This window comes from Pseudoalteromonas xiamenensis, assembly GCF_017638925.1.
Lineage (GTDB): Bacteria > Pseudomonadota > Gammaproteobacteria > Enterobacterales > Alteromonadaceae > Pseudoalteromonas > Pseudoalteromonas xiamenensis.
Genome location: NZ_CP072135.1, coordinates 707,651 through 729,727, shown reverse-complemented (window position 1 = coordinate 729,727; position 22,077 = coordinate 707,651). Strand labels below are relative to the sequence as shown.

Sequence of the window (22,077 nt, the reverse complement as noted above, 5' to 3'; positions counted from 1 at the left end):
CGCAATATCCTTATGCGATTGCCGCTTCAGCGGCTACTTTTATAGGCCTTGCATCTCGTAAGACACCATCACGAACTTCAATTACGCGTTGAGCTTGCGCGGCTTGATTCGGATCATGGGTGACCATGATGATACTCGTGCCCTGCTGATGAATATCTTTTAATAACGACATAATGCCAGCCGCCATTTGGGAGTCGAGATTCCCTGTTGGTTCATCCGCCAATAAAAATGACGGCGTACCTGCAAGCGCACGAGCAATCGCTACGCGCTGCTGTTGTCCACCAGAGAGCTGATGTGGATAATGGTTTTTGCGTCCTGCTAAACCAACTTGTTCAAGCACTTGCATAATTCGACTATCACGTTCTTTACTAGAGAAAGAGCGATAACGTAAAGGCATATCAATATTGTCATATAAGTTCAATTCAGGTATCAAATTGAAGCTTTGGAAAATAAAGCCTATTTTTTCGTTTCTAATCTTTGAACGGGCTTTATCTGAAAGCGAGGTAATATCTTGACCATCTAAAACGTATTGACCACTCGAATAGTTTTCGAGCAGTCCGGTAATATTAAGGAAGGTTGTTTTACCCGACCCTGATGGCCCAGTGACTGCAACAAACTCGCCTTGAGAAATGGATAGGTCAAATGGGCGAAGGGCCTCTGTTTTGACACTATCTGTAATGTAGGTCTTGCCTAAATTAGTCATTTTTAACATGGTAGATTCCTTTCTTATTCTACTATTCGAGCTTGTTCAGCATCGTTAAACACACGCAAATCTGAAACCACAACGGTATCTCCCGGTAACAATCCAGATAACACTTCTATTTGGCTTAGACTCTCTGACCCCAGACGAATTGGTGTACGGGTCGCCACCCCATTAGCCACTTTATAAATATATTGACCTGCACTGTTTTGCATAAACTGACCTCGTGGCAAATAGCGCACATTGTCTTTTTGCTCCAAAATGATTCGGCTGGTGAGGCGCTGATTTTGTTTAAGAGAAATCGTGTATTCGCCTGACAAACGGATCTTACTGGCAATAGTTCCTTTGACAATTTCGGGTGAAATTGCAATGAGTTCACCTGACAACATTTGAGAATTGAGGTTGATTTCTGCGGCCATACCTAGGGCAAGATCATCACCATATTGCTCAGGGATCTGTACTTCAATCTCGTATTGAGTCAAATCAACCACACTCAACAAAGGTTGGTTTTTTTCTACATTGGTCTTTTCTTGAACGGTCAAGTTACCGACCAACCCAGCGACTGGTGATTTAATTTCTAACGCATTGACCTGTCTTTGTAACTCTTCTACAAAGACGTTTTGTCGGTTGAACTCCAGTTCGCGGTTTTTCACTTCAAACTTGAGACTCTCTTTCAACAGTTCAACCGCTTTCAACGTTAACGTGTATTCTCGCTCTGCGTTTTGCAAATCATCTTTTGCTTTTTGATAATCAATATCACTGACTACCTGTTTCTCGTGACCTTCTTGTGCACGGCGCATTTCACGTTTCGTCTGCGTTTAATGCAACTTCAGCACGACCTATCTTGTTTTCATGGTCAAGTGCTTGCTGTTTTGCATTAATTTTTTCTCGTTCCAATGAAGAAAATAATCTATCTCTTTCAGCCTGCTGCTGAGTGAGTCTCACTCGTTAACTCGGGACTGTCAATTATTGCAATCGGTTGGTCTATAACAACCGTATCACCTGCTTTAACCAAATAGGTAACCGTACCCGACGATGGGCTATAGAGTGTTGGCCGCTTGGCCGCAACAACTTTGCCTTGTACAGAGATGTCTCTTACAAATTGGCCTTGTTTCACTGTCGCCATTTTCAATTGATTGACATCAATTGCTCTTTCATTGTTAAACCACCCATAAACATTCGGCGCTACAAAATAGCCAGCAGCAATAACACTGCCAAGCAACAGCCACTTTTTCCATGTAGGCTTTTTACTTACAATCTTGGTGTCTTGAGCGCTAGTATCTGGAATATAACTCACGAGATATCCTTATCTAAAAATTTGTACCGATTCGACATAATTCAAAATAGTAACTTTTATGTAAATAAATAGCATCAAGTTTTTGTGGTTCGAAACATAAAATATCAATCAACTTGTTCTTTATATGTCAACAAACTACAGATAAGTCATGCTTAGGTAATGGTTTGTGCACAAACCAAAAGTTAACCCAAATGCTACATTGTGTGAATCATTATTTGCATTTTCTAATTAAACGAAACGATTACATGCGCAGCTAATGCCGTAATAAAACATGATAGGTATATCCAGTGTTGGAACTAAACGGAATGGAGCGCATGCGAAATAGTATGTCCAAGTCGCAACAATAAAGAAGGCATGAAGCTCTAAGACTCGTGTTAACAGAGCTTATTTTAATGTATGAGAAATGACTTCAATGACTAGTGTACAAGGCGCTCTGACCATAACTCGTCATCATAGCTATATTGGAATAACACAATTTGTGCAGGGACAGTAAAAAGGATTAGCGCTGCAAAAAACAGGATATATTGGTAACTTGCTTGCCCCAACCAAACGGCGAAAGGAATAGCCGCAAACAAAAGCAGTCCTGAAAAACCAGCACAAAGCCAAAAACAACACTGCCAAAACAACGCATTAAGCATTGCCTTTTTCCGTTGATGATTAAGTAAGGCAACCGCCAGAATGAGCATAACAAAAGCGGGAATAAGGTTAATTTTTGAACCGCCAGACAACAGCACGGATTTCTCGTAGAAACGCTCAAATCCTAAGAGAATCAACGTACTCGCGTAAACCCAATACACCCAGCGTTTCATGTTCAATTTGCACCATTATTACACACTAAAACAACTTACTTCAGATACAGGACCTTGCCAAGTGTTCAGTCGTAACAAAGCGTGTCAATTTTGAGCCAGCAGCATGTAAAGGGGCTTTACAGTGATCAGGCTCAAGTGTCCTTAAGACTTTTTAACTCAGTCATTACGAGACGTTAATTCTCGATTAAACGTCGCCGCAACGCTTTCCCGTTCACGTACCAAAAAAGCATCCTGATCGGCGCTTGTTTTTAACAACAATTGAATCGCTTGATAATACGCTTCTGTTTTAGCGTTTTTGGCCGCAACCGCGACATCCGGTAAAACACCGACATTCTCCCAATTCGTTTTGGTAATCGGATTAATTGCCTTAGAAACAGGCAAAGCAATGCGCGACGTGTGTTCAAGAGGAAAATATTGCCAAGGGTTTGCACCTCCTTTTGTCTTCTCACCCACAATCACACCACGTTTTAGGTGTTTCATGTTGTAACTAAATTCTTCCGCGGCTGAAAACGTATTCGGCCCAGTTAAAATATACAAGGGAACATCTGCTCTCACTTTCCCAGCAATGTTTGTTTCACTCCAGAATTCCGTAGTGGCATCCGTTTGACGATTGTAAAAGCTATTTAAGTGAGTTTTTTCTGGCAAAAAGTACCCACTTAACAACTGAACCATTTGAGCGCTCCCACCGCCATTTTCACGTAAATCAATAATGAGTGCATCAACGTCTTCCAACACCTTCATAACGCTCGCGAGCTTAGCACGTAAACTGGGTGTAACATCCGCAAACCCCCAGAAACTTAGATAGCCGATATTGCCATCGAGAACGACGACGTCGGTGAAGCCATAGTTTTTCCTAGCAAGTTTATGAAACCATGGTTCTTTCTTTTCAGTCGTTGTCGTTGTGGGAATTTGATTCACCGCAAAGTGCTTATCTACTTGCTGAAGTGTGTCCGTTAATAAGTGAGCTACTTGCTCTTCTGTCTCTGCTAGTTGCCATTCTGATGATGAGTTTAATGTTTCCAACAAGGCCATAATTTTAGGGATCTTGGATGTTTCGACATAATGGCTGGTAATTGACGATTCCACGGCATGTTGGATAGTGAGTTTATCACTTTGGGTCAGCGCAAAACTTTGCCCTGCAAACGCAATAAGGAAAGAAGAACAGAGAAACAGAGATGTCGTTTTCATATTGGCCGCTCGGTATTGTTATTATTAATGAATTTCGAGGTACTTGGTTATCATGGTGTATGGCCCTAGTTTGACGTGATTAGTTCCTTTATTAGTTGCTGTAAAATGTAACTAAGTATGTTTTAAATACTCAAGCAATATGGTGTTTTAAAACTCAAATAGGTTTCGCAAAACAATATCGCCTAAAAGTAAAAAGCCCCCAAGGTTGGAGGCTTTGAATCTTATGCAGTGATATTCAATTAGAAATTAAACGTCACTTTGGTGTAGATGTAACGACCGCGAGGGTTATGGGTTTTACCTACGTAACCATACAGGTCAGCATCACCATCACCAATCGCAAATGGTGGCTCTTCATCAAGTAGGTTGTTCACACCAAGAGATACCTTGATGCCATCGCTAAAGCGATATGAACCTTGAAGGTCGAGTAGAATTTGCGAATCTACCATACGAGATGTGTTTTCTTCGAAATCAAGCGTACCGTCAAAATCGATGTCTGGCGTATCTTCAAACTCACCAATATAACTAATGTTTAAATTAGCAGATAAATTATCTTGTACCCAAGAGTTTGTAAGTACCCAACGGTGCTCTGGGTAACCATACTCACCTGTGTAATCTAGATCGTCTTTCTCGAATTTATTCAAGAAGCTGTATTCTAAATTAAATTTAAGGTCGCCACTTTCGCCTAAGCTGTATAGGTAGCTTGCTGAGAAATCCACACCTGATACTTCTTGAGAAGTCACGTTTTTGAACGTGCTGTGTAGTTTACGGAGTACACCAAGTGATTCACCAGGTTGTGGCGCTAGACGCTCACACACTGTGCTGTTTTGGTTATTACATTCAGCATCATAAAGTGGTCCGAATGGTTCTTCATCAATCTTGTTGTCTTGTGTGATTGACCAGAAGTCGATCCCTAAACCAATTTCATGCGTAGGAGTCCACACAATACCCAAATTCATTGACTCAGATTCTTCCGCTTTTAGATTTGGGTTACCCGCAAATTGAATATTGTAATCAAGAACACGGCAATCTTTGCCTGTTGCCTGGCAACGGTATGTATCGGTAAAGAATTGGCTTTCTTCTGATGGGCCTAAACCGATTTGCGCAAGTGATGGCGCACGGAAACCTTGAGTCCATGAACCACGTACCGTCATGTCATCGCTTGGTGTCCAGCGGAACGCGACTTTTGGGTTCGTTGTTGAACCAAAGTCACTGTAATCATCGTAACGACCTGCTAATTGTAATTCGAAGCTGTCCGCAAGCGGAATTGAGAATTCAACATAAGCAGCCCACTGATCGCGCTCAGCAGCAGCCGAAACTGATTCAGTTCCGAATATCAAACCACGCACGAATTGATCATCTGGAATATCTTCAACGTCTTCTTCACGGTATTCAAAACCTGCCGCCATAAGTACAGGCATATCATTGAACGTAAACGCTTCGCCTGTGATGCTACCATCGAATGACGTCATATGAGACTCACCACGGCGCACAAGGCTTGTCGTAATGCGGTCAATTACTTCAGGTGAGTTGTACGTTCCACCGAATGGATTGTAGTTACCCGCATCAATTTCAGCTTGTAAATAATCAACACGTACCCAGCCCTGGCCTTTAGAAGCCCGTTTGCTCAGATTTGCTGCGGCCTTTTTGCGCTGCAAGTTCCCAATCCCAGTCATTTAACGTACCACGGAAACCCGCAACGATGCGCATGGTGTCAGAACTAATATCCCAACGGCGAGGACCTGCATCTACTGTACGATAACGGCCAATATCAATGTCCATGCCAAACGGGTTATTTGGGTGCGAAGCTGGCACTGTGAGACCTGCATCTTCATCTAGAGGCGTAGGCGCTCCGCCTGCTTGTGATGTATTGTGCTGTACAGCAAACTCGATGAAACCGGTGATATCATTACCAAAGTTTTGCTCTGCTTGAACAATTGCACCAACACGCTCAGCGGCTGGGATAATGTACCCAAAAGGACCGTAATCGAAAGCGCAATATCCGTCTGGTGTTGCTCTATCTGCAGGGCAGCTTGGGTCAATTGTTTTTTCACCATCTACGATGAAGTATCCAGGAAAACCACGGCTAGAACGGAAATCTTCACCACCGTATGGTGACTGATTTGCCGTTCCCATACGCCCAGCTTCATCCGCAGAAAACGATGAGTTGTTAAAGTAGTCAAGAATGATCGTCACATTGCTGTCATTCGTGCTGCTACCCCACAATAAGCTCGCTGTTTTTTCTTCATAACTTGGACCGTCAGTACCACCAAACCCTAAGTTAAGCTCGAGACCATCAAAGTCCTTTTTCAGGATAACGTTAACTACACCCGCAACAGCATCAGAACCATAAATAGCAGACGCGCCATCTTTTAGAATATCGATTCGTTCAATAGCAGACACTGGAATACTGTTAATGTCGACAAATGAATTCGTAATGCTTTCCGCGAACGCACTGATAGCTACGCGACGACCATTAATCAACACCAATGTCGCATCTGGGCCAAGACCACGTAAACTAACGGCAGCGCCGCCATTAGCTGTAGAATCTTGGTTGTTACCACGAGTTGAGAATGTACCGTTACCTGCAACTGGCATTTTCTCTAAAAGTTGTTGCAGGTTATCATAACCAAACGAAGAGATTTCTTCTTTACCGATAGTCTGGATTGGTGATGGCCCTTCCATATCCGTGCGTTTGATACGTGAACCTGTTACTTCAATTTTTTCTACTTTATCCGCACCTTCATCAGCTGCAAATGCCGGCGCAGACGTCGCACAAACTGCCGCGATTGCAAGACTAAGAGCTGTTAGTTGAGAGTATTTTTTAGTCATTATTGTTCCTTTTCGTTAACCAAACATCGCTTAATGTAAACTCAAGCCAAAACATTGTTAACACTGAAACAAGAAAAATACAACTCTGTGATTTTCTGAGTATTTCAACCTACATCTGTAAGGTGTGGTAAATTATTGCTGCATATAGATAACTGTTTAATTTCAGAAAACGCCAGAACCCTCTTTACGTCTCAGCTCTGGCGCTATTAAGAACATTAATTTATGTCAATCATCTATTTCTGCATGCAGCAGTTCTGCATTCATCATTGAGTTCAGTAATTGAAATGCTATGTGAATCTTTGTAACCATCGTTATCCGTTACTTCCAATTCGATAAAATATTGTGAATACCATTTACCATTTCTATAAATAGATTGTATCTGCGGTAGTGTAAAACTCGCGACGTTAGATTTAAAACTACCATTTACTTTCCACGTGTAGTTTGCAATAGAACCATCATAATCCCTTGCTGAACTAACTATATGAAAATCATCCGGACGCGGTGAAACTGAAATGCCAGCTACAGGTTTATATTTACAAACTGTGTGAGAAGATTCTCTAGTTCCTGTCTGGTCAAGTCTTGCATTACAACTAAAAACTTTTGTTTCACCACCCAGAGTCAATTCTTGCGTGAGAATCACAAAACTATTCGTTGTGTCAGGATAGTATGCTTGTATTGTAGTCGATTTGTCATTGTTCCGAACTTCACAACTTGCAAATCCACTGTAAATAGGAATTGAAGTTACAACATTTTTACATTCAACGGGAACCGCCAAATGGATCAGCTGCACTAGTGAAAGACAATAGTGCAAGTGTCAGAGAACTAATTATTTTTATTTGTTTATTCATTTAAATTTCCTTATAAAAGAGCCTTTTAAACTAAAAGACTCAAAGATTATTCACCGACCCCAGACAAAATGTAAACATTTATTTAAAAATTAATTTCTTAATTTAAACGTTCTAGGTGAACTAGTTTCAAATTGCTGCCAAATACGGCGGAAATGACGGCTACTCGAGAAACCACATTCAGTAGCGACGAGACTCGATATCAATATGGCGGGTCTGTAGGAGCTGTTTAGCTCTAACGATTTTAAGTGAATTGATGTATTGCTGAACACCAATACCGATTGCTTGTTTAAATAAGCGACTGAGTTGCCGCTCGGAGATCCCCACGTCAGAGGCAATAGACGCGACACGAATGTCTTGATGCAAGCGAGCGCAGATCAAATCTTGTGCTCTATGTACGGCACGATGTAAATGATTTCGTCCATTCAACCAAACACTCTGTTGGCTATCTCGTCCGTCTCTGCGAAAGTACACTAACATCTCACGTGCCACTTTCATTGACAGCTCGTCGCCAAATTGTTTGGCAACAAAATGCAATGCTGCATCAATCCCCGAACTAATACCTGCACTCGTCAACATATTGCCATCTTCGACGAAAAGACATGTTTCTAACACGTTTAGCTCTGGATAAGCCAATTTCAATCGCTCAGTTAACTCATGGTGAGTTGTACACTTTTTATTGGCCAATAAACCTGCCTTCGCGGCCATAAATGCACCACTGCAAATGGTGAACACGAGTTGCTGACGCACAGTGTGCTTAAGCCAATCGGCGACTACTTCGCCTTCTTCACTTAAGCAATAGTCAAACGAGCCATAACTCCCAGGCAACACAACCACATCATGGCAAAGCAACGTTTGAGGTAAAGGACTCAAGTTGGCTAAGGTCAACCCGCCCCCCAATACTTGTTCACTCGTCGGACTTACGTAGTGCAAAGCAATAGGAGTCACAGCGCGCTGGGCTTCTAAAAACACTTGCAATGGACCGCCCAGATCAAGCGGGAGGACGGCCTTAGAGATCACAAAATAGATATTTTTTATAACGTTATTCTGAAATTCCATAATCTTGAGCAGAAGTTATCGTTGCAAAACGCTTATTCAGTACGAGTGCGGTGTGAGCTTGAATTTCCTCGACTGAATGTACTTTCGAAGTAAACGGACTTGTCATTGCAAACGTGAGCGTGGCATCCAACACAAATTCCACCGCAAAGCCTAGATCACTAGCAACGCGTGTCGTTGTTTCACAACATTGCTCAGTTCGAATACCACTTATCACTAACTTACGAATACCATTGCGAGTCAACCAACGTAATAATCCCGTATCAGTGAATGCATTGTGTACTGTCTTGTGTACGACTCTATCATACTTGCTCGGTAAAAAATCCATCGGCTTCACAAAACCGTTCAATAAACAAAAAGGACTATTTTGGTCAACATCGTCAACATGTAACACTTTCACAATTGGTAAGTTGTTCGCCTGAAAGTAATTCACCAAATCACTCATATTTTGCTTAAATGATTCGAAGTGACTTGTCTCCCAATAGGGCGTATGAAAGAAAGAATCTTGTGTGTCGATGATAATTAAAGCTGTGGTCATGCTAATTCCTTAATGGTGTAGAAAGTTATTCAACTTTGTTTGAACTGACCTCTACTTTATCCGACCACACAATTTTGACGAGCCTCACTTACGACACAGATAGGACTTTTTCAGACTTCAAATAAACTCTTTTTGAGATCCGTTGTATTGGCACAAAGATCCCTCTACACTCACTTAACAAGATACAAATAATTAACATCAAACGTTCAACAAGGATAACGATGAACATTTACAATAAACTCGTTTGTGCGACGCTGCTGTCTGGTATGTTTGGATGCGCTCAACATAACAACCAACCGCTGCTCGCGAACTCTAAATCACCCGAAATACAGGCATGTCTAGGCTCAACCACACCTCCTCAACCACTCCAGTCGAGTTTTATTGAAACTGAAGACTCTGCGTTGTTGCAATCGTCACTTGGCGACCCCAATAACGGCAAACTCTGCCAAGGCAAAGTGTACGAGGCAAAGCAAGATGTCGTTGTTTTCCGAGCTTGGAATAGCACAAATCCAGGGAGCCAGTTTGGACAATGGTGGGCGTTTAACAGGCCAGCAGGTCTCATTTCAGAGTATCGTTCTCAGTTTGAGATTTGTTATCAATGGTCGCCTCTCGATAAAATGAGCCGGTGCACATTAAAACAAGGTACGAAAGTTGTCGTCGGAAACGGCCAAAGCGCAATGTGTTCTGAATACCTCACGTACTCGGTATCGAGTGCCCAACAAGTTTATGTTGCCAATGCTAAAGATAGCATTACCGACTGCACGTCGTTCAATGGGGTAATGGAATGGGTAACTGAACAATCGGATGAAGCGCAATAACGTACGCCACCTTAATAGGTGACGAAATTCGCTGAGAGATAAGGCGAGAAACGATGTCCTCGCCTTCACGATATTTGTTTAATAGTAACTTAGTGGAGTCACTTTCCCCCAAAATACTCGATAGCTATACGCTGTGTATAAGATGATAGTTGGCACGACAAACAACACGCCAAACATTAAGAAATTCAACGATTCAGGCGCAGCTAACGTATCAATTAACGTAAGTTTTCCCGGCACAATGTACGGGTAGAAACTGTAAGCTAACCCGAAGAAGCACAAACAAAAGACCATCGCTGCGATTGCAAAGGGTAACCAAACTCCTTTTTCTGGTTTTAGCGCTAATTTTGGCAAGGTCACACCAAGCAAGAACATCAGTCCAAAGCAGATAATGGGCAAAGGCAACAATACAAGGGCCATAGGCAATTCAAACCAAAGCGCCATCACCTGTGGGTGAATTATAGGATTCACGACAGATACCAAAGCTACCCCGATAGCACAGATTCGGAGTGTTCTTTGGCACCATTGGATAGCATCTTGTTGCAGTTCACCTTCGGTTTTCATAATAAGCCATGCAGCGCCAATAAATTGATAAGCAGCCACAACCCCGATCCCGCTGAGCGTGCAGAAGCCTATCGCTGCAGCAGAATGTTCAAAACCCATTACATAGCTACCAAGCATGTAGCCTTGGAAAAAGCTGGTAATGTAGGAACCTGCTTTGAAAACGCTATCCCAAAGATCTTTGCGTTTGCTTTTAGCTTTTGCACGAAAGTCAAACGCAACACCGCGCAGAATCAGCCCTATCAACATAAAAGACGCTGGTAAATAGAGCGCTTGCAGGATTTCACTGTGCGCTTTAGGAAAAGCGATTAAAACCAAGCCCACCGCAAGCACCAGCCATGTTTCATTAGCGTCCCAAAATGGACCGATAGAAGCAATCATCGTATCTGCTTTTTGTTGTTGATTACGCGGCAACAACATTCCAACACCCAAATCGTAGCCGTCTAAAATGGCGTAGACGAGCACAGCAAGCGCAGTCAGTGCGCCAAACAGTAAAGCAAGTTGTTCTGCATTAAGCATAGCGACCTCCAGCGATAACTTGTGATTCTGGACTTTCAAACTCATCGACACGCACTGATTTCTTCGCAGTGAAGAACAAAGTACGGACATACACCGTCAACAGCACAACATAAAGTATCAAGTACAATGAAAAGGTGATGGCCACGTTTTCACGAGGAAGATGAGTAACCGCTTCTTCAACACGCAGAACGCCACTAACAAGAAAGGGTTGGCGGCCAATTTCCGTTACGTACCAACCTGCAAGCGTTGCCAACCAGCCTGAAAAACTCATCGCTACTAACGTTTTTAATTGCCAAGACGCGAGTTGTTTACGGCGTGCCATTGTCAATCTAAACCAAACCGCAACCAACAACATTAACACACCCATACCCACCATGATCCGAAAACCAAAGAATACCGGTTTAACTGGTGGGTGTGCGCCTTCAAATTCATTTAGCCCTTTTAGCTCTCCATCTAAGTGATGCGTAAGGATTAAACTTGCACCATTGGGAATGCCAATTTCGAAGTCATTCTGTTTCGTTTTTTCGTTGGGCACTGCAAACAGCAACAACGGTGCGCCTTTTTCGGTATGCCAAATCCCTTCCATTGCTGCCACTTTTTGTGGTTGATGTTCAAGGGTATTTAAACCATGTAAATCCCCCACAAATGCTTGTGTTGGCGCTAAAACTGCTGCAACCGTTAAAGCTACTTTTAATGTAAGTTTGGGTGCTGCCTTTTGATCTCCTTGCAGCAATCGATACGCACTCACGCCAGCAATGAGAAACGATGCCGTCAAGCCACTTGCAAGCAACATATGGAAGAATCGATAAGGGAAAGAAGGGTTAAAAATAATAGCGAACCAATCTGTTGGATAGGCCACACCGTCACGAAGCTCAAATCCTGCTGGTGTTTGCATCCAACTGTTTAAACTTAATATCCAAAAGGCGGAAATAGTAGTACCGATGGCCACAATCAAGCATGCTAAGGTGTGGATTCGATTGGGCACTTTATTCATACCAAATAGCATGATCCCCAAAAAGGTGGCTTCCATGAAAAAGGCGGTTAGTACCTCGTAGCCGAGCAAGGGGCCAGCGATGTTACCGACTCGCTCCATAAATCCGGGCCAATTTGTACCAAACTGAAAAGACATCGTGATCCCACTAACCACACCAAGCGCGAACGTAAGAGCAAATATTTTAACCCAAAAACGGTAAGCTCTTAGCCAAACAGGATGACCCGTTTTATCAAATCGTAATTTAAAAAAAACTAAAAACCACCCGAGGGCAATAGATATTGTGGGAAAGAGAATATGGAAGCTGATGTTGGCTGCAAACTGCATCCGCGATAGCAATAAGGTATCAAGCATAACGCACCTACCAAGGTCTGTTTTCTATCAAATAGCGCCACGGCATGCTTCTCCGCAGCAATTCTTTCTACTTCAGTGTTTGAAGGATTCGAACGGTCAAGCCATTTGATTTTATTGACTCAATAAAGGCATACCAGAGCCGTTGCGAACTTTCAGTAATTTCTGAAAGTTAAATATATTTGGTTCTTTGATTTAGATCAATCTTTATTTGTTCAAAATTTAGTGACTGGTTTTTATAGAAAATTGGCTTGGGAAAGCACGCACTTTACCCGAAAAACAAACCTATTAACTTGCCCACTTTATCTAGTCGATTCGGTTATTCACTTTCTAAAAGTGACACAATTGGGTATGATGCCGGCAATTTTTTAGGGGGAATTATGAAGTTTATCCGCTGGTTTTTAGGCCGTATTATTTTACTTATCGACTTTGTCACAACACCGAAAGGCGTGAAGCGCGATCCAAAATTACAAGCTCAAATTGACGAAAAAGCGGCAAGCTTAAGCCTATATCAATTCCATGCCTGCCCTTTTTGCGTAAAGGTACGAAGAACCATGAAACGCAACAGCTTAAACATCGAGCTACGAGATGCCAAAGTCGACGGTATTCACCGTCAAGAGCTGCTTGAACAAGGTGGAAAGGTAAAAGTACCTTGTCTACGAATTGTTCAAGGTGACAAAGTAACTTGGTTATATGAGTCTAATGACATTATTGCGTTTTTAGAAAAAGAAGTAGCGAGTAACGCAGCTTAACGGTCGGGCGCTTAATGATCACATTAAGCGCGTATTTACATTTTTACGAAGCGCTACGTTTGCAAAAAATTTGATTAACACCCAGTCCCAATGTTCATTCGTCGATTCGGTTCAACTTGATGCAAAAAACGCGTGAACGTGTCTTTAGGTCTTTCAAGACCATTTTCGAGCAAAACGCGCGAAGCCATACCGCGATGATTACTGCCGTGGGTAAGTAAATGCAGTAAAATCTCTTCTACGGTTAAACGTCCTACCTCACCGTCAGTGAACTGAAAAACAATCTCACGAGCTAATTCTTGATACGTTGCAGAGGTGCAATAGTCTACCAACCATGCATCGTTTTCAGACATAAACTGACTGAGACTCAGTTAAGGGAGGCGTTTCAAGGGTGTTGTCAGCAGAAAAATATTCAGACACGCCTTTAATGCGGCTTATAAACAAACTGTCGACAACCGCGGTGTGATTTAAGATCCGTATAAAAAAAGTGGCATCGTTTGGAGACAGCTTATCAATTTGCTTCAGTCCAAAGTTCACCATTTCCTGATTTGCCCATTGCTTGTATTTAAATGCGTTTACCAGCAACTTTATCACTCCTTGTAATAAACGAGTCAGCTTCAGACCGACTACTTTTCATAAAAAGTCCAAGACTTAGCGCCATCGAAATACCGTACATGCACTTGTTCCATCACCTCCGGTGCAAACATGGTTAAATTGACCGCCATCCTGTCCACATTACCAATCGCTGTAGGGGTGTAATGGGTAAGGCAACCGCAAACGACACAATGATGAAAATCAATGTGTTTGTCTCCATAGCAATAGGTACGCGTCTCCACTTTCGAATCGATGAAAACATCCTTCGGTGAAAAATAGGCCCAAATAGCGCCGTATCGGTAACACACTGAACAGTTGCAGCGTGTTACCAGTTCGATTTTCTGTTTGAGCACCAAAGTGACATTGCCACAATGACAACTTCCATTCATACCAAACCTTACCTTTGTTATCCAACTTTGAGACTACGAATACGTCTTAAATCCCGTATGATTAAAAAGCCATTCAGTGCAATAAAGACCATGCTGACAATCTTCGCGTTGCGATTCACGATTTCATCTGAGAGATAAAACGGCAACGATTCTCCTGTCACACTAAACACTTCTGGTAACCACGCCAATCCAGTGAACATCGCAACATAAGCAAGATTAATCGCGATGTTTGCTATCAATTTAGACTTCGACCAAAACGGCGTAAGCGCTTGCCACAGTGAAAACACAATAGACACAGCGAATAACATTGTGGCGGGCATGAACCACTCTTGTACTACTGGCAAGAAAGCGATGTGCATCGATTCCATCATCTTTTGACTCATCCACAGTGAAGGTTGCACCAGTGCAATTAAAAAAATCGCGGTGGCCAAATCGGTGGCGATGTCACCGCCTTTGATATGCTGCCACTTGGCATTTTGTACCGGAAGCTTATCCACGCTCCACTCCATTTGCGATAGCGTTGCTTTCAAGGGGGAGTCATTTGAAATAGCGAAAAACACCAACGTCACAACAGCAAATATCCAAAGGGCTGTATCAACAAAACCTAGTCCCAGTTTCAACACAAATGAAATAACCCCCACGCCTTCTGCTGAGAGTAACGACAACCCCGTAACCACCGCGTGAATTGCAAAAAACACACTCAACGCCGATTTTAAAATGACCCAGTAAATAGGCATAAGTTCTTGTGCAACTAAAGGCACGGGTGGAGCAAATTGAGTTGCCACCTTACGAGGAGTCCCCCATGAAGCAAGCAATTGATTAACCTGCGCAGTAGAACAGGTCGGCCCCATAGCATCAACTTCATCTAATAACGTGGCTCTAATTTCTCGCGAAATTTCGTCTTTTTTTCATCTGGTAAATACTGTTTTACCGCTTCAACATAGCGTTCAACTAATTCCATGATCGTTCTCCAATATTGTCCCAAGCGCATCATTCATCAATTGCCATTCATGTGAAAGCTGCGCTAACTGCTCTATACCTGCTTTCGACAGCGTGTAATAACGCCTCTCTCGCCCTTCTGCTTGCTGCCATTCGCTCTCAAGCAATCCTTGGTCAGCTAGGCGTCGAACAAGCGGATATAGCGTACCCTCATCGATATCCAACCCCGCTTCACTAAGCTGTTTTCGTAATGAATAACCATAATGCGGAGTCCTTAATGAAGCGAGAACAGCTAAAACCAAAACTCCTCGTCTTAGCTCTCCTCGCATTTTATCGACGCGTTTCTCACTCATAGCGCGTTCCATCTTCTGTTATTAATTTAATTTACTGTGCGACAAATACTATTTCTCACACAGTGTGTGATACACAGTATAGATCACTCGCTAATTTCGCAAGTGAAAAAGATTATTTTTTAGTCATCAATTCATAGAGCGCTATCGAAACTTAGCGTATGTATTTGTATTAATTTAATTTACTTTAAGGAAGAAATAGAAGAGCTGGTGCAGCACAACAACGTTTTGCGCTATCGCCTAACCCACTATTGACTCATATAGTGAAGATAAGCTGTGTAATTAGAGCACTAAACATTCAATAAAATACGTAGGCCAAAGTTTGAAATTCATACTTTTTGTATATTTTTTGTTTTTTATCTAGCACTTTTTACTAACTTGATATATAACTACTAATACTAAAATCGCAACTGGAATAGCGATACTGCCAAAAAGGATTAGTTTGTAGAGCAGAATCTTTAGGAGTATTGAATATGCGTTTTTTGAATGACACTGACACAAAGTCTCAAGCAAATCTTGTATGGGTAACACTGCTCACCGTTGCACTGTTTGTTTTAACGGTATTTACTCCTCTATCGCATGCCACGGGTATGTAAGTTAACGCTTTTCGTTCGACTCTGGTTGAAAAGCCTGGACTTACCCCCTAATAATTGTTCCATCACCAAAGACAAGCGTTACAAATCGCTTCGCTCTTTCCGTCGAAAAATTTTGTATTCCGCCATTTGCGCTGTATAGTTTCTGCCACGAAAAATAAAAACAATGATCTCCATTCGTTGTATTAGGACAGACTATGCAGCTAATCGCATTGCAGCCTGAAGATCCCAAAGTACAAGCTCTGTACTTGGAAATAGACCGCCTAATGAATTCTCTCTACCCTATCGCGAGTGACCAATCTCTATCACTGGAAGAATTAAAACAACCCAATGTGAAAGCAATCGGGCTTGCAAATGAAGATGGTATCGTTGCGTGTGGTGCTATTGTTAAGAAGTTTGAAAAGAGCACATTATACGGCGAAATAAAACGCCTGTACGTCAAACCAAATTATCGAGGAAAAGGCCTTTCACGACGTATAATGCAAACGCTGCTTCATTATGCTGGCGAAGCACAAATCCCATTAATTAGATTAGAAACCGGTATCCAACAAACAGAATCAATCGCGCTCTATGAAAGTTTAGGTTTCGACCGTTGCCCGTGTTTTGGTTTATATCGTGACAATCCACTGAGCGTGTTTATGGAACTCAAACTCAATAACAACTAACATTCTCTCTGTGTATATTCGACCTTGACCAACAGGACTCAAGGTCACCGCAAAGAAAACGACATCGTTAAAACCCTGCATCAACTCTTTGAAAATACGGATTATCTGTTAGTGCTACCAATGACGTAATTTGTGCAATCGACACTGCGTTTTGTACAGAGCCGGATTCAAGCACAAGGCACTGAGTTTTATTCTCGTAACGAACATCTTTGGCAAGCCCTAAATACGAATGGCCATCCGTTGTTGTCACCTCTAATTCGAAGTGATAAACACAAGCAACTTCTAAATAGTCATGTTGTTCACAACTCAGCATGATTTTCTCCACAATATGTAAATATGTTCAGCACACAACCTATTCAAGCCTAGCAGGACTCCCCCGCTCCCTTCGCTTTGGTACAATCATTGTTTTTCTGAAAGAAGAGAGTGACTTCAGCAAACACAAGCCCAAACTTTTTAATGTAGGAGCGATTGATCACAGCGCCATCATCAAATTGCCACATCCAGTCGTCAAATGTAACGTGATAAGTAGACCCTGCGACAGGCAAATTCATTTCATATTGCCAAGTTGCTGCCGAGCCGAATACCTTACCATTTGCGTTCCCAATGATGTCATCAGCATTTCCCTGAAACGAATTATCCAATTGCTTGGTGATTACCCATTGTCTTCTCTGTACGCCTTGCCCGAGCTGATAACGGAATGTTTCAGACAGCATTAACGTACTGTCATCCGACATTTCACCTGAGAGGTCTAAGGTAAACTGCTGAATCACGTTACCGCTTCTATCCTGAACAATACCCCATCCTTTCATCTCTCCATTAAAAAATTCCATCAAGTTAAACTTCGGCGATTGCTGCTCATATTGGCTCCCCTGTATCGATATACCACAGCCATTCAACAACAAAACCAAGCCTATAATTAGCCACTGTCTCACTTTTTATTCCCCTCCAAGCCTAGTAATTCTGCACGTAATGCGGGTTCTGATGTTTTCTGGCCTAACCAGATATTGAAGAACCAAGATGTAAAATCCGCATCATCAATGAAACCAATTTGATTGTTGTTGTAGTAGAAGCTCGTACTGCCATCGGCATTTTTTTGGCCTAGTAAAACATCTCCATCTCCCACATCTGGAAATATTGTTTTCAGCGTATTACCCCACGCTACCTGCTTTGATTTATCTTTTAGCCCTTGAAGTCTCATTTCCTTAATGGACCTTTCGGCTATGTCTTTTCCTTTTAACGTCATTTTGTATGTTAATAGGAGAGCTAAAGGATCTTCAGGATTGTATTGACCCGTTGGCGTGAATAATTGGGCTGAATAGACATCCCAAAATAGATATCGATACGTTGTTTCGCCCGCAACGGGTTTAAACGACTCATAACCAGTACTATGAGCCTTAGCAGAATGCACCACACAGATACTAAAAAATATAAACAGCGAGATAAACCTATGCATTGCGCCTTCCTTTGTCGTGTCAAAATTACATGAGCAAAATACAAACAAGGTATACGTCTGTCAGGCTGAATTGGATTAGTTTAGTGTCAGGTTAGGATTGAGATAAAAGATGGCATCGCGAGCTTGTCAGACAAAATCTATCGATTTTATCTGACTTTAGGATTATCACAGCGTGTTTGCCATAAACTTAAGCCGTGATGATTAATGAACTAACTTTTAAAACTGTAAAGGGGGTTTACAGAAACTAGCGTGTAACCGAAATATTTGGGTTACTTTCACGTTTAGAAAACAAAAAACTCAATACCGAAACTACTACAAAAATGCCATACATACTCAATACATAAAGCCAATCACTGCCACTCGCAACATGTTGAATTTTAGTACCATCGTTTAATACTAGGATATTAATGCAGGCTAAAATAAACGAAGGGAAAAAGAAATTTTTACCGGATGTCGCGCTTGCTAGTGAAGCAATAAGCATTGCGCACAAGACCAAATAGAAAGCGATGATAGAATTTGCACCGAGTTGCGTGCTTAGTGGTACTGAGGCTAACGAAGCGAGTACGGCAATGACACCGAGACTTTTATAAAACATATCTTTTCCTTGATAATTTTTCAGAGACATCATGTCGTTAAGGGATTATTAAGACGAAAGTATGTAGCAGTTATTGTATAAATACAAGTCGGAGCGGTTAAAAAGTTAGCAATTTGTTATTGGGTTAATTTTTTTATTATATTTTGTAAAATAGGTACGACTTCTTTCTCAAACCATGGGTTTGAAGTTAACCAAAAGCGATTTCGTGGACTTGGATGTGGCAAGGCTATCTGGTTAGGTAATAACGTCGAAAAGTGCTCAACAGCTTCTGTCACGTTCCAAGCGGGATTGAGGTATTCGTGAACCGCGTATTGCCCTAAGAAGATGGTGAGTTCCACATTTGGCATTTGTTGAATTAGTCGTTTGTGCCAAGTCTGAGCGCAAATTTTAGGGGGCGGTAAATCGCCACTTCGTCCTTTCCCCGGATAACAAAACGCCATAGGCATAATGGCGAACATGCGCGAATCATAAAACTGACTTGGTTCTATCCCCAGCCAAGCTCGTAAACGTTCGCCACTCACATCGTTAAAAGGCCGTCCAGATTCAAGAGTCTTAGCCCCGGGCGCTTGACCAATGATCAATATTTTACTGTCAACAGAAGCTTGGATAATCGGAGAAACAATCCCTTCAAATTTTCCTTCACATATTTGGCATCCGCGAATTTGTTTAAGTAACAAGTCCAAATTTTCCTCTCCCTAACTCAAACAAATACAATTGATAATTACTACTATTTAGATTGTATTTAAGAGATAATGCTATTTTAGTTAATAACCAATCGTAAAAGGAATAAGCATACGATGCGGTATTTCTCCGTGTTAAAACAATACCATTATTCAATTCAGGTGGTTACACGATTTATTTTGGCAATTCTTGGTGGTTATGTCCTTACAGCGATTACAATTAGCGCTTTGACTATTGTGTTCCCGTTATCGCAAGTAGATGCCGTTCTTGTGTCAACAACCATCAGTATCGCTATCTATGCCATTTTTTTCATTGCAGCATTTGCTATATCATCCATTAAAAAAGCAGCCGTGTTGTTTCTCGTCTTAGGGGGAGTACAAATTACTTTCCTCTCACTCATTAAAGGCTGGCTATGAAAGAGTCATTTTTTAGAACCATGGGCTGGCTACACACTTGGGTCGGCTTATTAACTATTTGGCTGCTTATCACGGTCTTTTTTGCAGGCACGTTAAGCTTTTTCAAAGAAGAAATCACTCTTTGGTCTCAACCTAATGCACTAAAAAACGTTCCACATTCCATTTTATTAAGCCAAGAAGCTCAAATAGAACATGGAATTGAAGTCCTTAAGCAAAAGGCACCAAACGCAAGTAGCTGGTATATTACCCCTGCGACTGACAGAAAACCCTATTTTGAGGTCGCGTATAGAGATGCACCACAACAAGGGAAGCGCACTCCGTTCACTAGCCACTATTATTCTGCAAACGATGCGAATAAGGAAATTGAGTTTATTGAGACGAAGGGAGGTAGTTTCTTCTATCGCCTACATTTCGATTTACATTACATGAGTCCAATTACTGCACGTTGGATTGTGTGCTTTGCAAGCTTATTCATGCTAATAGCCCTAATATCCGGCATTATCATCCATAAGCGTATTTTCAAAGACTTATTTACCTTTCGAAATGGCAAAGGGCTGAGAACTTGGCTTGATAGCCATAACCTCAGTTCAGTCATCGCCCTACCGTTCCATTTAATGATCACCTATACAGGCTTAATAACCCTTATTTTTATGTTGTTCCCCTACCCTGCACTCACACAGTTCGATGGGAATATGAAAGCATTCTTTGAAGCACAGAACCCAACACGGGTTTCAACAAAAAGCACAGGAAACATAGTACCAATTGCACCACCTCAAGTATGGTTAGATCAGGTTTATACTAACTGGCTGAATGTTCGAATTGCGAGAGTGATAGTTGATCACCCATTTGACCAACATGCCACGGTGAAAGTCTATGCCAATACACAAAATACCGTGCAAGACGAGCGCCCTACACTTTTGCTAGATGCACACAACGGTCAGATTATCGCGAGGGGCAATGAATCATTAAGCACAAGCGAAACCTTTTACGACAGCATGACCGCGTTGCATACAGGACGGCTCGCTAACTTGCCACTACGGTGGTTGTACTTCTTGGGTGGTATGCTTGGACTCGCAATGCTGGTGACTGGCGCATTGATGTGGTCGCTTCGTATCAAAGCTAAACATAAAAAGCCGCATTTTGGCGTTCAACTAGTGGATACGCTAAACCTAACTATGATCATGGGCCTACCTTTGGCAACCGCAGGATTTTTCTATGCTAACCGCCTTTTAAGCGCGCAGATTGCGCAACGCGCGAATGTAGAAATCGCCATCTTCTTCACCATTTTGGGCCTGAGTTTACTAGTTTCTGCAATACGCAGAGACAAGCAGCAATGGGCTTATTTTGCGAAGCTAAACGTTTTTGCCTGGGCTGCTCTGCCAATATGCAGTGCTATTGCCATAAAATACCCGACTTACACAGCATTTATCGAAGGTAATACCCTAGCATGGGCGTTTGATCTTGTTTTTCTAAGTGTTGCTTTGGCGTTTGGATTCGTTGCGGCTAAATTGCACAGAAAGCATTCTGCCGCGTTTTCACCACAACCAAAGGTAATTCAGCGATGACAGAAGTGTTCATGCTCAGCGTGAGCTGTGCTCTCTTTGCTTTGACTAAGCCAGCCATTGCCAAGTCAGTGTTTGGCTCGGGATTCTCAAGTGCGCGAGAACGAATAGTGTTGTTCGGTGCATGGATCACTTTTTTACTAAGTGCTTCACTTTTTGTCTACCACGAGGCTGCTTACGGTGCGCTCAGTTTCATTGGATGGAGTGTTCCGCTTCTGCTCGTGACTGTTGTTAGTGTGCAGTACTCAAAAAAGGCTCCCCTGCGTTATTTTAGTATCGTCTTATCTATACCATTACTCTATTTGATTACTTCTATTTAGGTCTGCAGCTGGGCACGATTTACCCGAGAACGTGCCCAGATCATAATTTTACTAAGTAACTCTCGTAATCCTTACCGAAAAGCTCACTTACTGACCTTTAGAAACCACAAAACCAAATTATACGTAGTAAAAAACTGATCTTTACTGACTGAGCTGAATTCTATGTCTCATTTGTTAGTAAAAATCTGATCTCTAGCACCAAACTAGGCTCAACAAGACGATTAAGTTAGTAAATTACTGATCCGAGAAACAGCAGGGAATTCCTTACGTTA

At 42.0% G+C, this 22,077-nt stretch carries 26 protein-coding genes and 2 pseudogenes; 7 read left to right on the top strand and 21 right to left on the bottom strand.

Translation table 11 applies throughout. The features are described 5' to 3' along the window. Window positions 1-10: 10 nt before the first annotated feature. From J5O05_RS21015 to J5O05_RS20980, 10 genes and pseudogenes are all read right to left on the bottom strand, one after another. Window positions 11-712, bottom strand: coding sequence for an ABC transporter ATP-binding protein (locus J5O05_RS21015; protein WP_208844881.1), 702 nt, complete (start codon window positions 710-712; stop codon window positions 11-13). 14 nt (window positions 713-726) lie between these two features. Further along, on the bottom strand, window positions 727-1,500 hold the full coding sequence (locus J5O05_RS22215) for an efflux RND transporter periplasmic adaptor subunit (RefSeq protein ID WP_244370129.1): 774 nt from the start codon (window positions 1,498-1,500) through the stop codon (window positions 727-729). Window position 1,501: 1 nt separating this feature from the next. Continuing rightward, window positions 1,502-1,645, bottom strand: a complete 144-nt coding sequence (locus tag J5O05_RS22210; protein ID WP_244370128.1) for a hypothetical protein — start codon at window positions 1,643-1,645, stop codon at window positions 1,502-1,504. Next, entirely contained in the window at window positions 1,620-1,997 is a 378-nt protein-coding gene (locus tag J5O05_RS22205) for an efflux RND transporter periplasmic adaptor subunit (protein WP_244370127.1), read from the bottom strand. The genes J5O05_RS22210 and J5O05_RS22205 overlap by 26 nt, the downstream gene beginning before the upstream one ends. A gap of 416 nt (window positions 1,998-2,413) precedes the next feature. Continuing rightward, window positions 2,414-2,806, bottom strand: a complete 393-nt coding sequence (locus J5O05_RS21005; RefSeq protein ID WP_208844880.1) for a hypothetical protein — start codon at window positions 2,804-2,806, stop codon at window positions 2,414-2,416. 156 nt (window positions 2,807-2,962) lie between these two features. After that, window positions 2,963-3,994 (bottom strand): S41 family peptidase, encoded by a 1,032-nt coding sequence (locus J5O05_RS21000; RefSeq protein WP_208844879.1) that lies wholly within the window; start codon window positions 3,992-3,994, stop codon window positions 2,963-2,965. A gap of 239 nt (window positions 3,995-4,233) precedes the next feature. Continuing rightward, window positions 4,234-6,823: pseudogene (locus J5O05_RS20995) on the bottom strand (TonB-dependent receptor). A 229-nt stretch (window positions 6,824-7,052) separates the two neighbouring features. After that, window positions 7,053-7,598 (bottom strand): hypothetical protein, encoded by a 546-nt coding sequence (locus J5O05_RS20990; protein ID WP_208844878.1) that lies wholly within the window; start codon window positions 7,596-7,598, stop codon window positions 7,053-7,055. A 250-nt stretch (window positions 7,599-7,848) separates the two neighbouring features. Next, window positions 7,849-8,727 carry a GlxA family transcriptional regulator gene (locus J5O05_RS20985; RefSeq protein ID WP_208844877.1) on the bottom strand — a complete coding sequence of 293 codons (879 nt, stop codon included), beginning with the start codon at window positions 8,725-8,727 and terminating at the stop codon, window positions 7,849-7,851. Further along, window positions 8,711-9,262, bottom strand: coding sequence for an isochorismatase family protein (locus J5O05_RS20980; protein ID WP_208844876.1), 552 nt, complete (start codon window positions 9,260-9,262; stop codon window positions 8,711-8,713). Before J5O05_RS20980 ends, J5O05_RS20985 begins: the two co-directional genes overlap by 17 nt. A gap of 221 nt (window positions 9,263-9,483) precedes the next feature. Between J5O05_RS20980 and J5O05_RS20975 the strand changes: the two genes are divergently transcribed. After that, window positions 9,484-10,080: a hypothetical protein gene (locus J5O05_RS20975; protein ID WP_208844875.1), complete on the top strand. Its 597-nt coding sequence runs from the start codon at window positions 9,484-9,486 to the stop codon at window positions 10,078-10,080. Window positions 10,081-10,158: 78 nt separating this feature from the next. On the opposite strand, the gene J5O05_RS20970 is transcribed toward J5O05_RS20975, so the two are convergent. Then, window positions 10,159-11,157 (bottom strand): cytochrome d ubiquinol oxidase subunit II, encoded by a 999-nt coding sequence (locus J5O05_RS20970; RefSeq protein ID WP_208844874.1) that lies wholly within the window; start codon window positions 11,155-11,157, stop codon window positions 10,159-10,161. Further along, window positions 11,150-12,502, bottom strand: a complete 1,353-nt coding sequence (locus J5O05_RS20965) for a cytochrome ubiquinol oxidase subunit I (RefSeq protein WP_208844873.1) — start codon at window positions 12,500-12,502, stop codon at window positions 11,150-11,152. Before J5O05_RS20965 ends, J5O05_RS20970 begins: the two co-directional genes overlap by 8 nt. 377 nt (window positions 12,503-12,879) lie before the next feature. On the opposite strand from J5O05_RS20965, the gene J5O05_RS20960 reads away from it, so the two are divergent. After that, a complete protein-coding gene (locus J5O05_RS20960) occupies window positions 12,880-13,251 on the top strand; it encodes a glutaredoxin family protein (protein WP_208844872.1) in 372 nt (123 codons plus the stop codon). A gap of 74 nt (window positions 13,252-13,325) precedes the next feature. On the opposite strand, the pseudogene J5O05_RS20955 reads toward J5O05_RS20960, so the two are convergent. From J5O05_RS20955 to J5O05_RS20940, 4 genes and pseudogenes are all read right to left on the bottom strand, one after another. Beyond that, window positions 13,326-13,788: pseudogene (locus tag J5O05_RS20955) on the bottom strand (DinB family protein). 86 nt (window positions 13,789-13,874) lie between these two features. Further along, window positions 13,875-14,231, bottom strand: a complete 357-nt coding sequence (locus tag J5O05_RS20950) for a GFA family protein (protein WP_208844871.1) — start codon at window positions 14,229-14,231, stop codon at window positions 13,875-13,877. A 17-nt stretch (window positions 14,232-14,248) separates the two neighbouring features. After that, window positions 14,249-15,082 carry a hypothetical protein gene (locus J5O05_RS20945; protein ID WP_208844870.1) on the bottom strand — a complete coding sequence of 278 codons (834 nt, stop codon included), beginning with the start codon at window positions 15,080-15,082 and terminating at the stop codon, window positions 14,249-14,251. A 96-nt stretch (window positions 15,083-15,178) separates the two neighbouring features. Next, window positions 15,179-15,523 carry a PadR family transcriptional regulator gene (locus tag J5O05_RS20940; RefSeq protein WP_208844869.1) on the bottom strand — a complete coding sequence of 115 codons (345 nt, stop codon included), beginning with the start codon at window positions 15,521-15,523 and terminating at the stop codon, window positions 15,179-15,181. Window positions 15,524-15,993: 470 nt separating this feature from the next. Here J5O05_RS20940 and J5O05_RS22650 point away from each other — a divergent pair, with 470 nt between their 5' ends. Both J5O05_RS22650 and J5O05_RS20935 read left to right on the top strand, forming a co-directional pair. After that, window positions 15,994-16,116 carry a hypothetical protein gene (locus J5O05_RS22650; RefSeq protein WP_280117704.1) on the top strand — a complete coding sequence of 41 codons (123 nt, stop codon included), beginning with the start codon at window positions 15,994-15,996 and terminating at the stop codon, window positions 16,114-16,116. Between the two features lie 194 nt (window positions 16,117-16,310). Then, the gene (locus J5O05_RS20935) at window positions 16,311-16,778 is read left to right on the top strand and encodes a GNAT family N-acetyltransferase (protein WP_208844868.1); all 468 of its coding nucleotides are present in this window, start codon (window positions 16,311-16,313) and stop codon (window positions 16,776-16,778) included. Window positions 16,779-16,845: 67 nt separating this feature from the next. Here J5O05_RS20935 and J5O05_RS20930 read toward each other — a convergent pair whose 3' ends face one another. The 5 genes from J5O05_RS20930 to J5O05_RS20910 form a co-directional block, all read right to left on the bottom strand. Then, a complete protein-coding gene (locus J5O05_RS20930) occupies window positions 16,846-17,091 on the bottom strand; it encodes a Rho-binding antiterminator (protein WP_208844867.1) in 246 nt (81 codons plus the stop codon). Window positions 17,092-17,140: 49 nt separating this feature from the next. After that, window positions 17,141-17,710: a DUF3833 domain-containing protein gene (locus J5O05_RS20925; RefSeq protein WP_208844866.1), complete on the bottom strand. Its 570-nt coding sequence runs from the start codon at window positions 17,708-17,710 to the stop codon at window positions 17,141-17,143. Then, the gene (locus J5O05_RS20920) at window positions 17,707-18,231 is read right to left on the bottom strand and encodes a chalcone isomerase family protein (protein ID WP_208844865.1); all 525 of its coding nucleotides are present in this window, start codon (window positions 18,229-18,231) and stop codon (window positions 17,707-17,709) included. The genes J5O05_RS20925 and J5O05_RS20920 overlap by 4 nt, the downstream gene beginning before the upstream one ends. A gap of 244 nt (window positions 18,232-18,475) precedes the next feature. Further along, window positions 18,476-18,826 (bottom strand): hypothetical protein, encoded by a 351-nt coding sequence (locus J5O05_RS20915; RefSeq protein ID WP_208844864.1) that lies wholly within the window; start codon window positions 18,824-18,826, stop codon window positions 18,476-18,478. Between the two features lie 116 nt (window positions 18,827-18,942). Further along, window positions 18,943-19,509: a uracil-DNA glycosylase family protein gene (locus J5O05_RS20910; protein WP_208844863.1), complete on the bottom strand. Its 567-nt coding sequence runs from the start codon at window positions 19,507-19,509 to the stop codon at window positions 18,943-18,945. A gap of 114 nt (window positions 19,510-19,623) precedes the next feature. Between J5O05_RS20910 and J5O05_RS20905 the strand changes: the two genes are divergently transcribed. The 3 genes from J5O05_RS20905 to J5O05_RS20895 are packed head-to-tail and all read left to right on the top strand — an operon-like array spanning window position 19,624 to window position 21,805. Then, complete coding sequence (locus J5O05_RS20905) at window positions 19,624-19,923, top strand: hypothetical protein (protein ID WP_208844862.1); 300 nt, start codon at window positions 19,624-19,626, stop codon at window positions 19,921-19,923. Then, window positions 19,920-21,488 carry a PepSY-associated TM helix domain-containing protein gene (locus J5O05_RS20900; protein ID WP_208844861.1) on the top strand — a complete coding sequence of 523 codons (1,569 nt, stop codon included), beginning with the start codon at window positions 19,920-19,922 and terminating at the stop codon, window positions 21,486-21,488. The genes J5O05_RS20905 and J5O05_RS20900 overlap by 4 nt, the downstream gene beginning before the upstream one ends. Further along, window positions 21,485-21,805: a hypothetical protein gene (locus J5O05_RS20895; protein ID WP_208844860.1), complete on the top strand. Its 321-nt coding sequence runs from the start codon at window positions 21,485-21,487 to the stop codon at window positions 21,803-21,805. Before J5O05_RS20900 ends, J5O05_RS20895 begins: the two co-directional genes overlap by 4 nt. Window positions 21,806-22,077: the final 272 nt, after the last annotated feature.

What these genes read in the sequence shown, in the direction of transcription:
- J5O05_RS21015 (WP_208844881.1), bottom strand. Translation starts at nt 712, where the DNA reads ATGTTAAAAATGACTAATTTAGGCAAGACCTACATTACAGATAGTGTC.
- J5O05_RS22215 (WP_244370129.1), bottom strand. Translation starts at nt 1,500, where the DNA reads ATGCGCCGTGCACAAGAAGGTCACGAGAAACAGGTAGTCAGTGATATT.
- J5O05_RS21005 (WP_208844880.1), bottom strand. Translation starts at nt 2,806, where the DNA reads ATGAAACGCTGGGTGTATTGGGTTTACGCGAGTACGTTGATTCTCTTA.
- J5O05_RS21000 (WP_208844879.1), bottom strand. Translation starts at nt 3,994, where the DNA reads ATGAAAACGACATCTCTGTTTCTCTGTTCTTCTTTCCTTATTGCGTTT.
- J5O05_RS20985 (WP_208844877.1), bottom strand. Translation starts at nt 8,727, where the DNA reads ATGGAATTTCAGAATAACGTTATAAAAAATATCTATTTTGTGATCTCT.
- J5O05_RS20980 (WP_208844876.1), bottom strand. Translation starts at nt 9,262, where the DNA reads ATGACCACAGCTTTAATTATCATCGACACACAAGATTCTTTCTTTCAT.
- J5O05_RS20975 (WP_208844875.1), top strand. Translation starts at nt 9,484, where the DNA reads ATGAACATTTACAATAAACTCGTTTGTGCGACGCTGCTGTCTGGTATG.
- J5O05_RS20970 (WP_208844874.1), bottom strand. Translation starts at nt 11,157, where the DNA reads ATGCTTAATGCAGAACAACTTGCTTTACTGTTTGGCGCACTGACTGCG.
- J5O05_RS20965 (WP_208844873.1), bottom strand. Translation starts at nt 12,502, where the DNA reads ATGCTTGATACCTTATTGCTATCGCGGATGCAGTTTGCAGCCAACATC.
- J5O05_RS20960 (WP_208844872.1), top strand. Translation starts at nt 12,880, where the DNA reads ATGAAGTTTATCCGCTGGTTTTTAGGCCGTATTATTTTACTTATCGAC.
- J5O05_RS20950 (WP_208844871.1), bottom strand. Translation starts at nt 14,231, where the DNA reads ATGAATGGAAGTTGTCATTGTGGCAATGTCACTTTGGTGCTCAAACAG.
- J5O05_RS20945 (WP_208844870.1), bottom strand. Translation starts at nt 15,082, where the DNA reads ATGGGGCCGACCTGTTCTACTGCGCAGGTTAATCAATTGCTTGCTTCA.
- J5O05_RS20940 (WP_208844869.1), bottom strand. Translation starts at nt 15,523, where the DNA reads ATGAGTGAGAAACGCGTCGATAAAATGCGAGGAGAGCTAAGACGAGGA.
- J5O05_RS22650 (WP_280117704.1), top strand. Translation starts at nt 15,994, where the DNA reads ATGCGTTTTTTGAATGACACTGACACAAAGTCTCAAGCAAATCTTGTA.
- J5O05_RS20935 (WP_208844868.1), top strand. Translation starts at nt 16,311, where the DNA reads ATGCAGCTAATCGCATTGCAGCCTGAAGATCCCAAAGTACAAGCTCTG.
- J5O05_RS20930 (WP_208844867.1), bottom strand. Translation starts at nt 17,091, where the DNA reads ATGCTGAGTTGTGAACAACATGACTATTTAGAAGTTGCTTGTGTTTAT.
- J5O05_RS20920 (WP_208844865.1), bottom strand. Translation starts at nt 18,231, where the DNA reads ATGCATAGGTTTATCTCGCTGTTTATATTTTTTAGTATCTGTGTGGTG.
- J5O05_RS20915 (WP_208844864.1), bottom strand. Translation starts at nt 18,826, where the DNA reads ATGTTTTATAAAAGTCTCGGTGTCATTGCCGTACTCGCTTCGTTAGCC.
- J5O05_RS20905 (WP_208844862.1), top strand. Translation starts at nt 19,624, where the DNA reads ATGCGGTATTTCTCCGTGTTAAAACAATACCATTATTCAATTCAGGTG.
- J5O05_RS20900 (WP_208844861.1), top strand. Translation starts at nt 19,920, where the DNA reads ATGAAAGAGTCATTTTTTAGAACCATGGGCTGGCTACACACTTGGGTC.
- J5O05_RS20895 (WP_208844860.1), top strand. Translation starts at nt 21,485, where the DNA reads ATGACAGAAGTGTTCATGCTCAGCGTGAGCTGTGCTCTCTTTGCTTTG.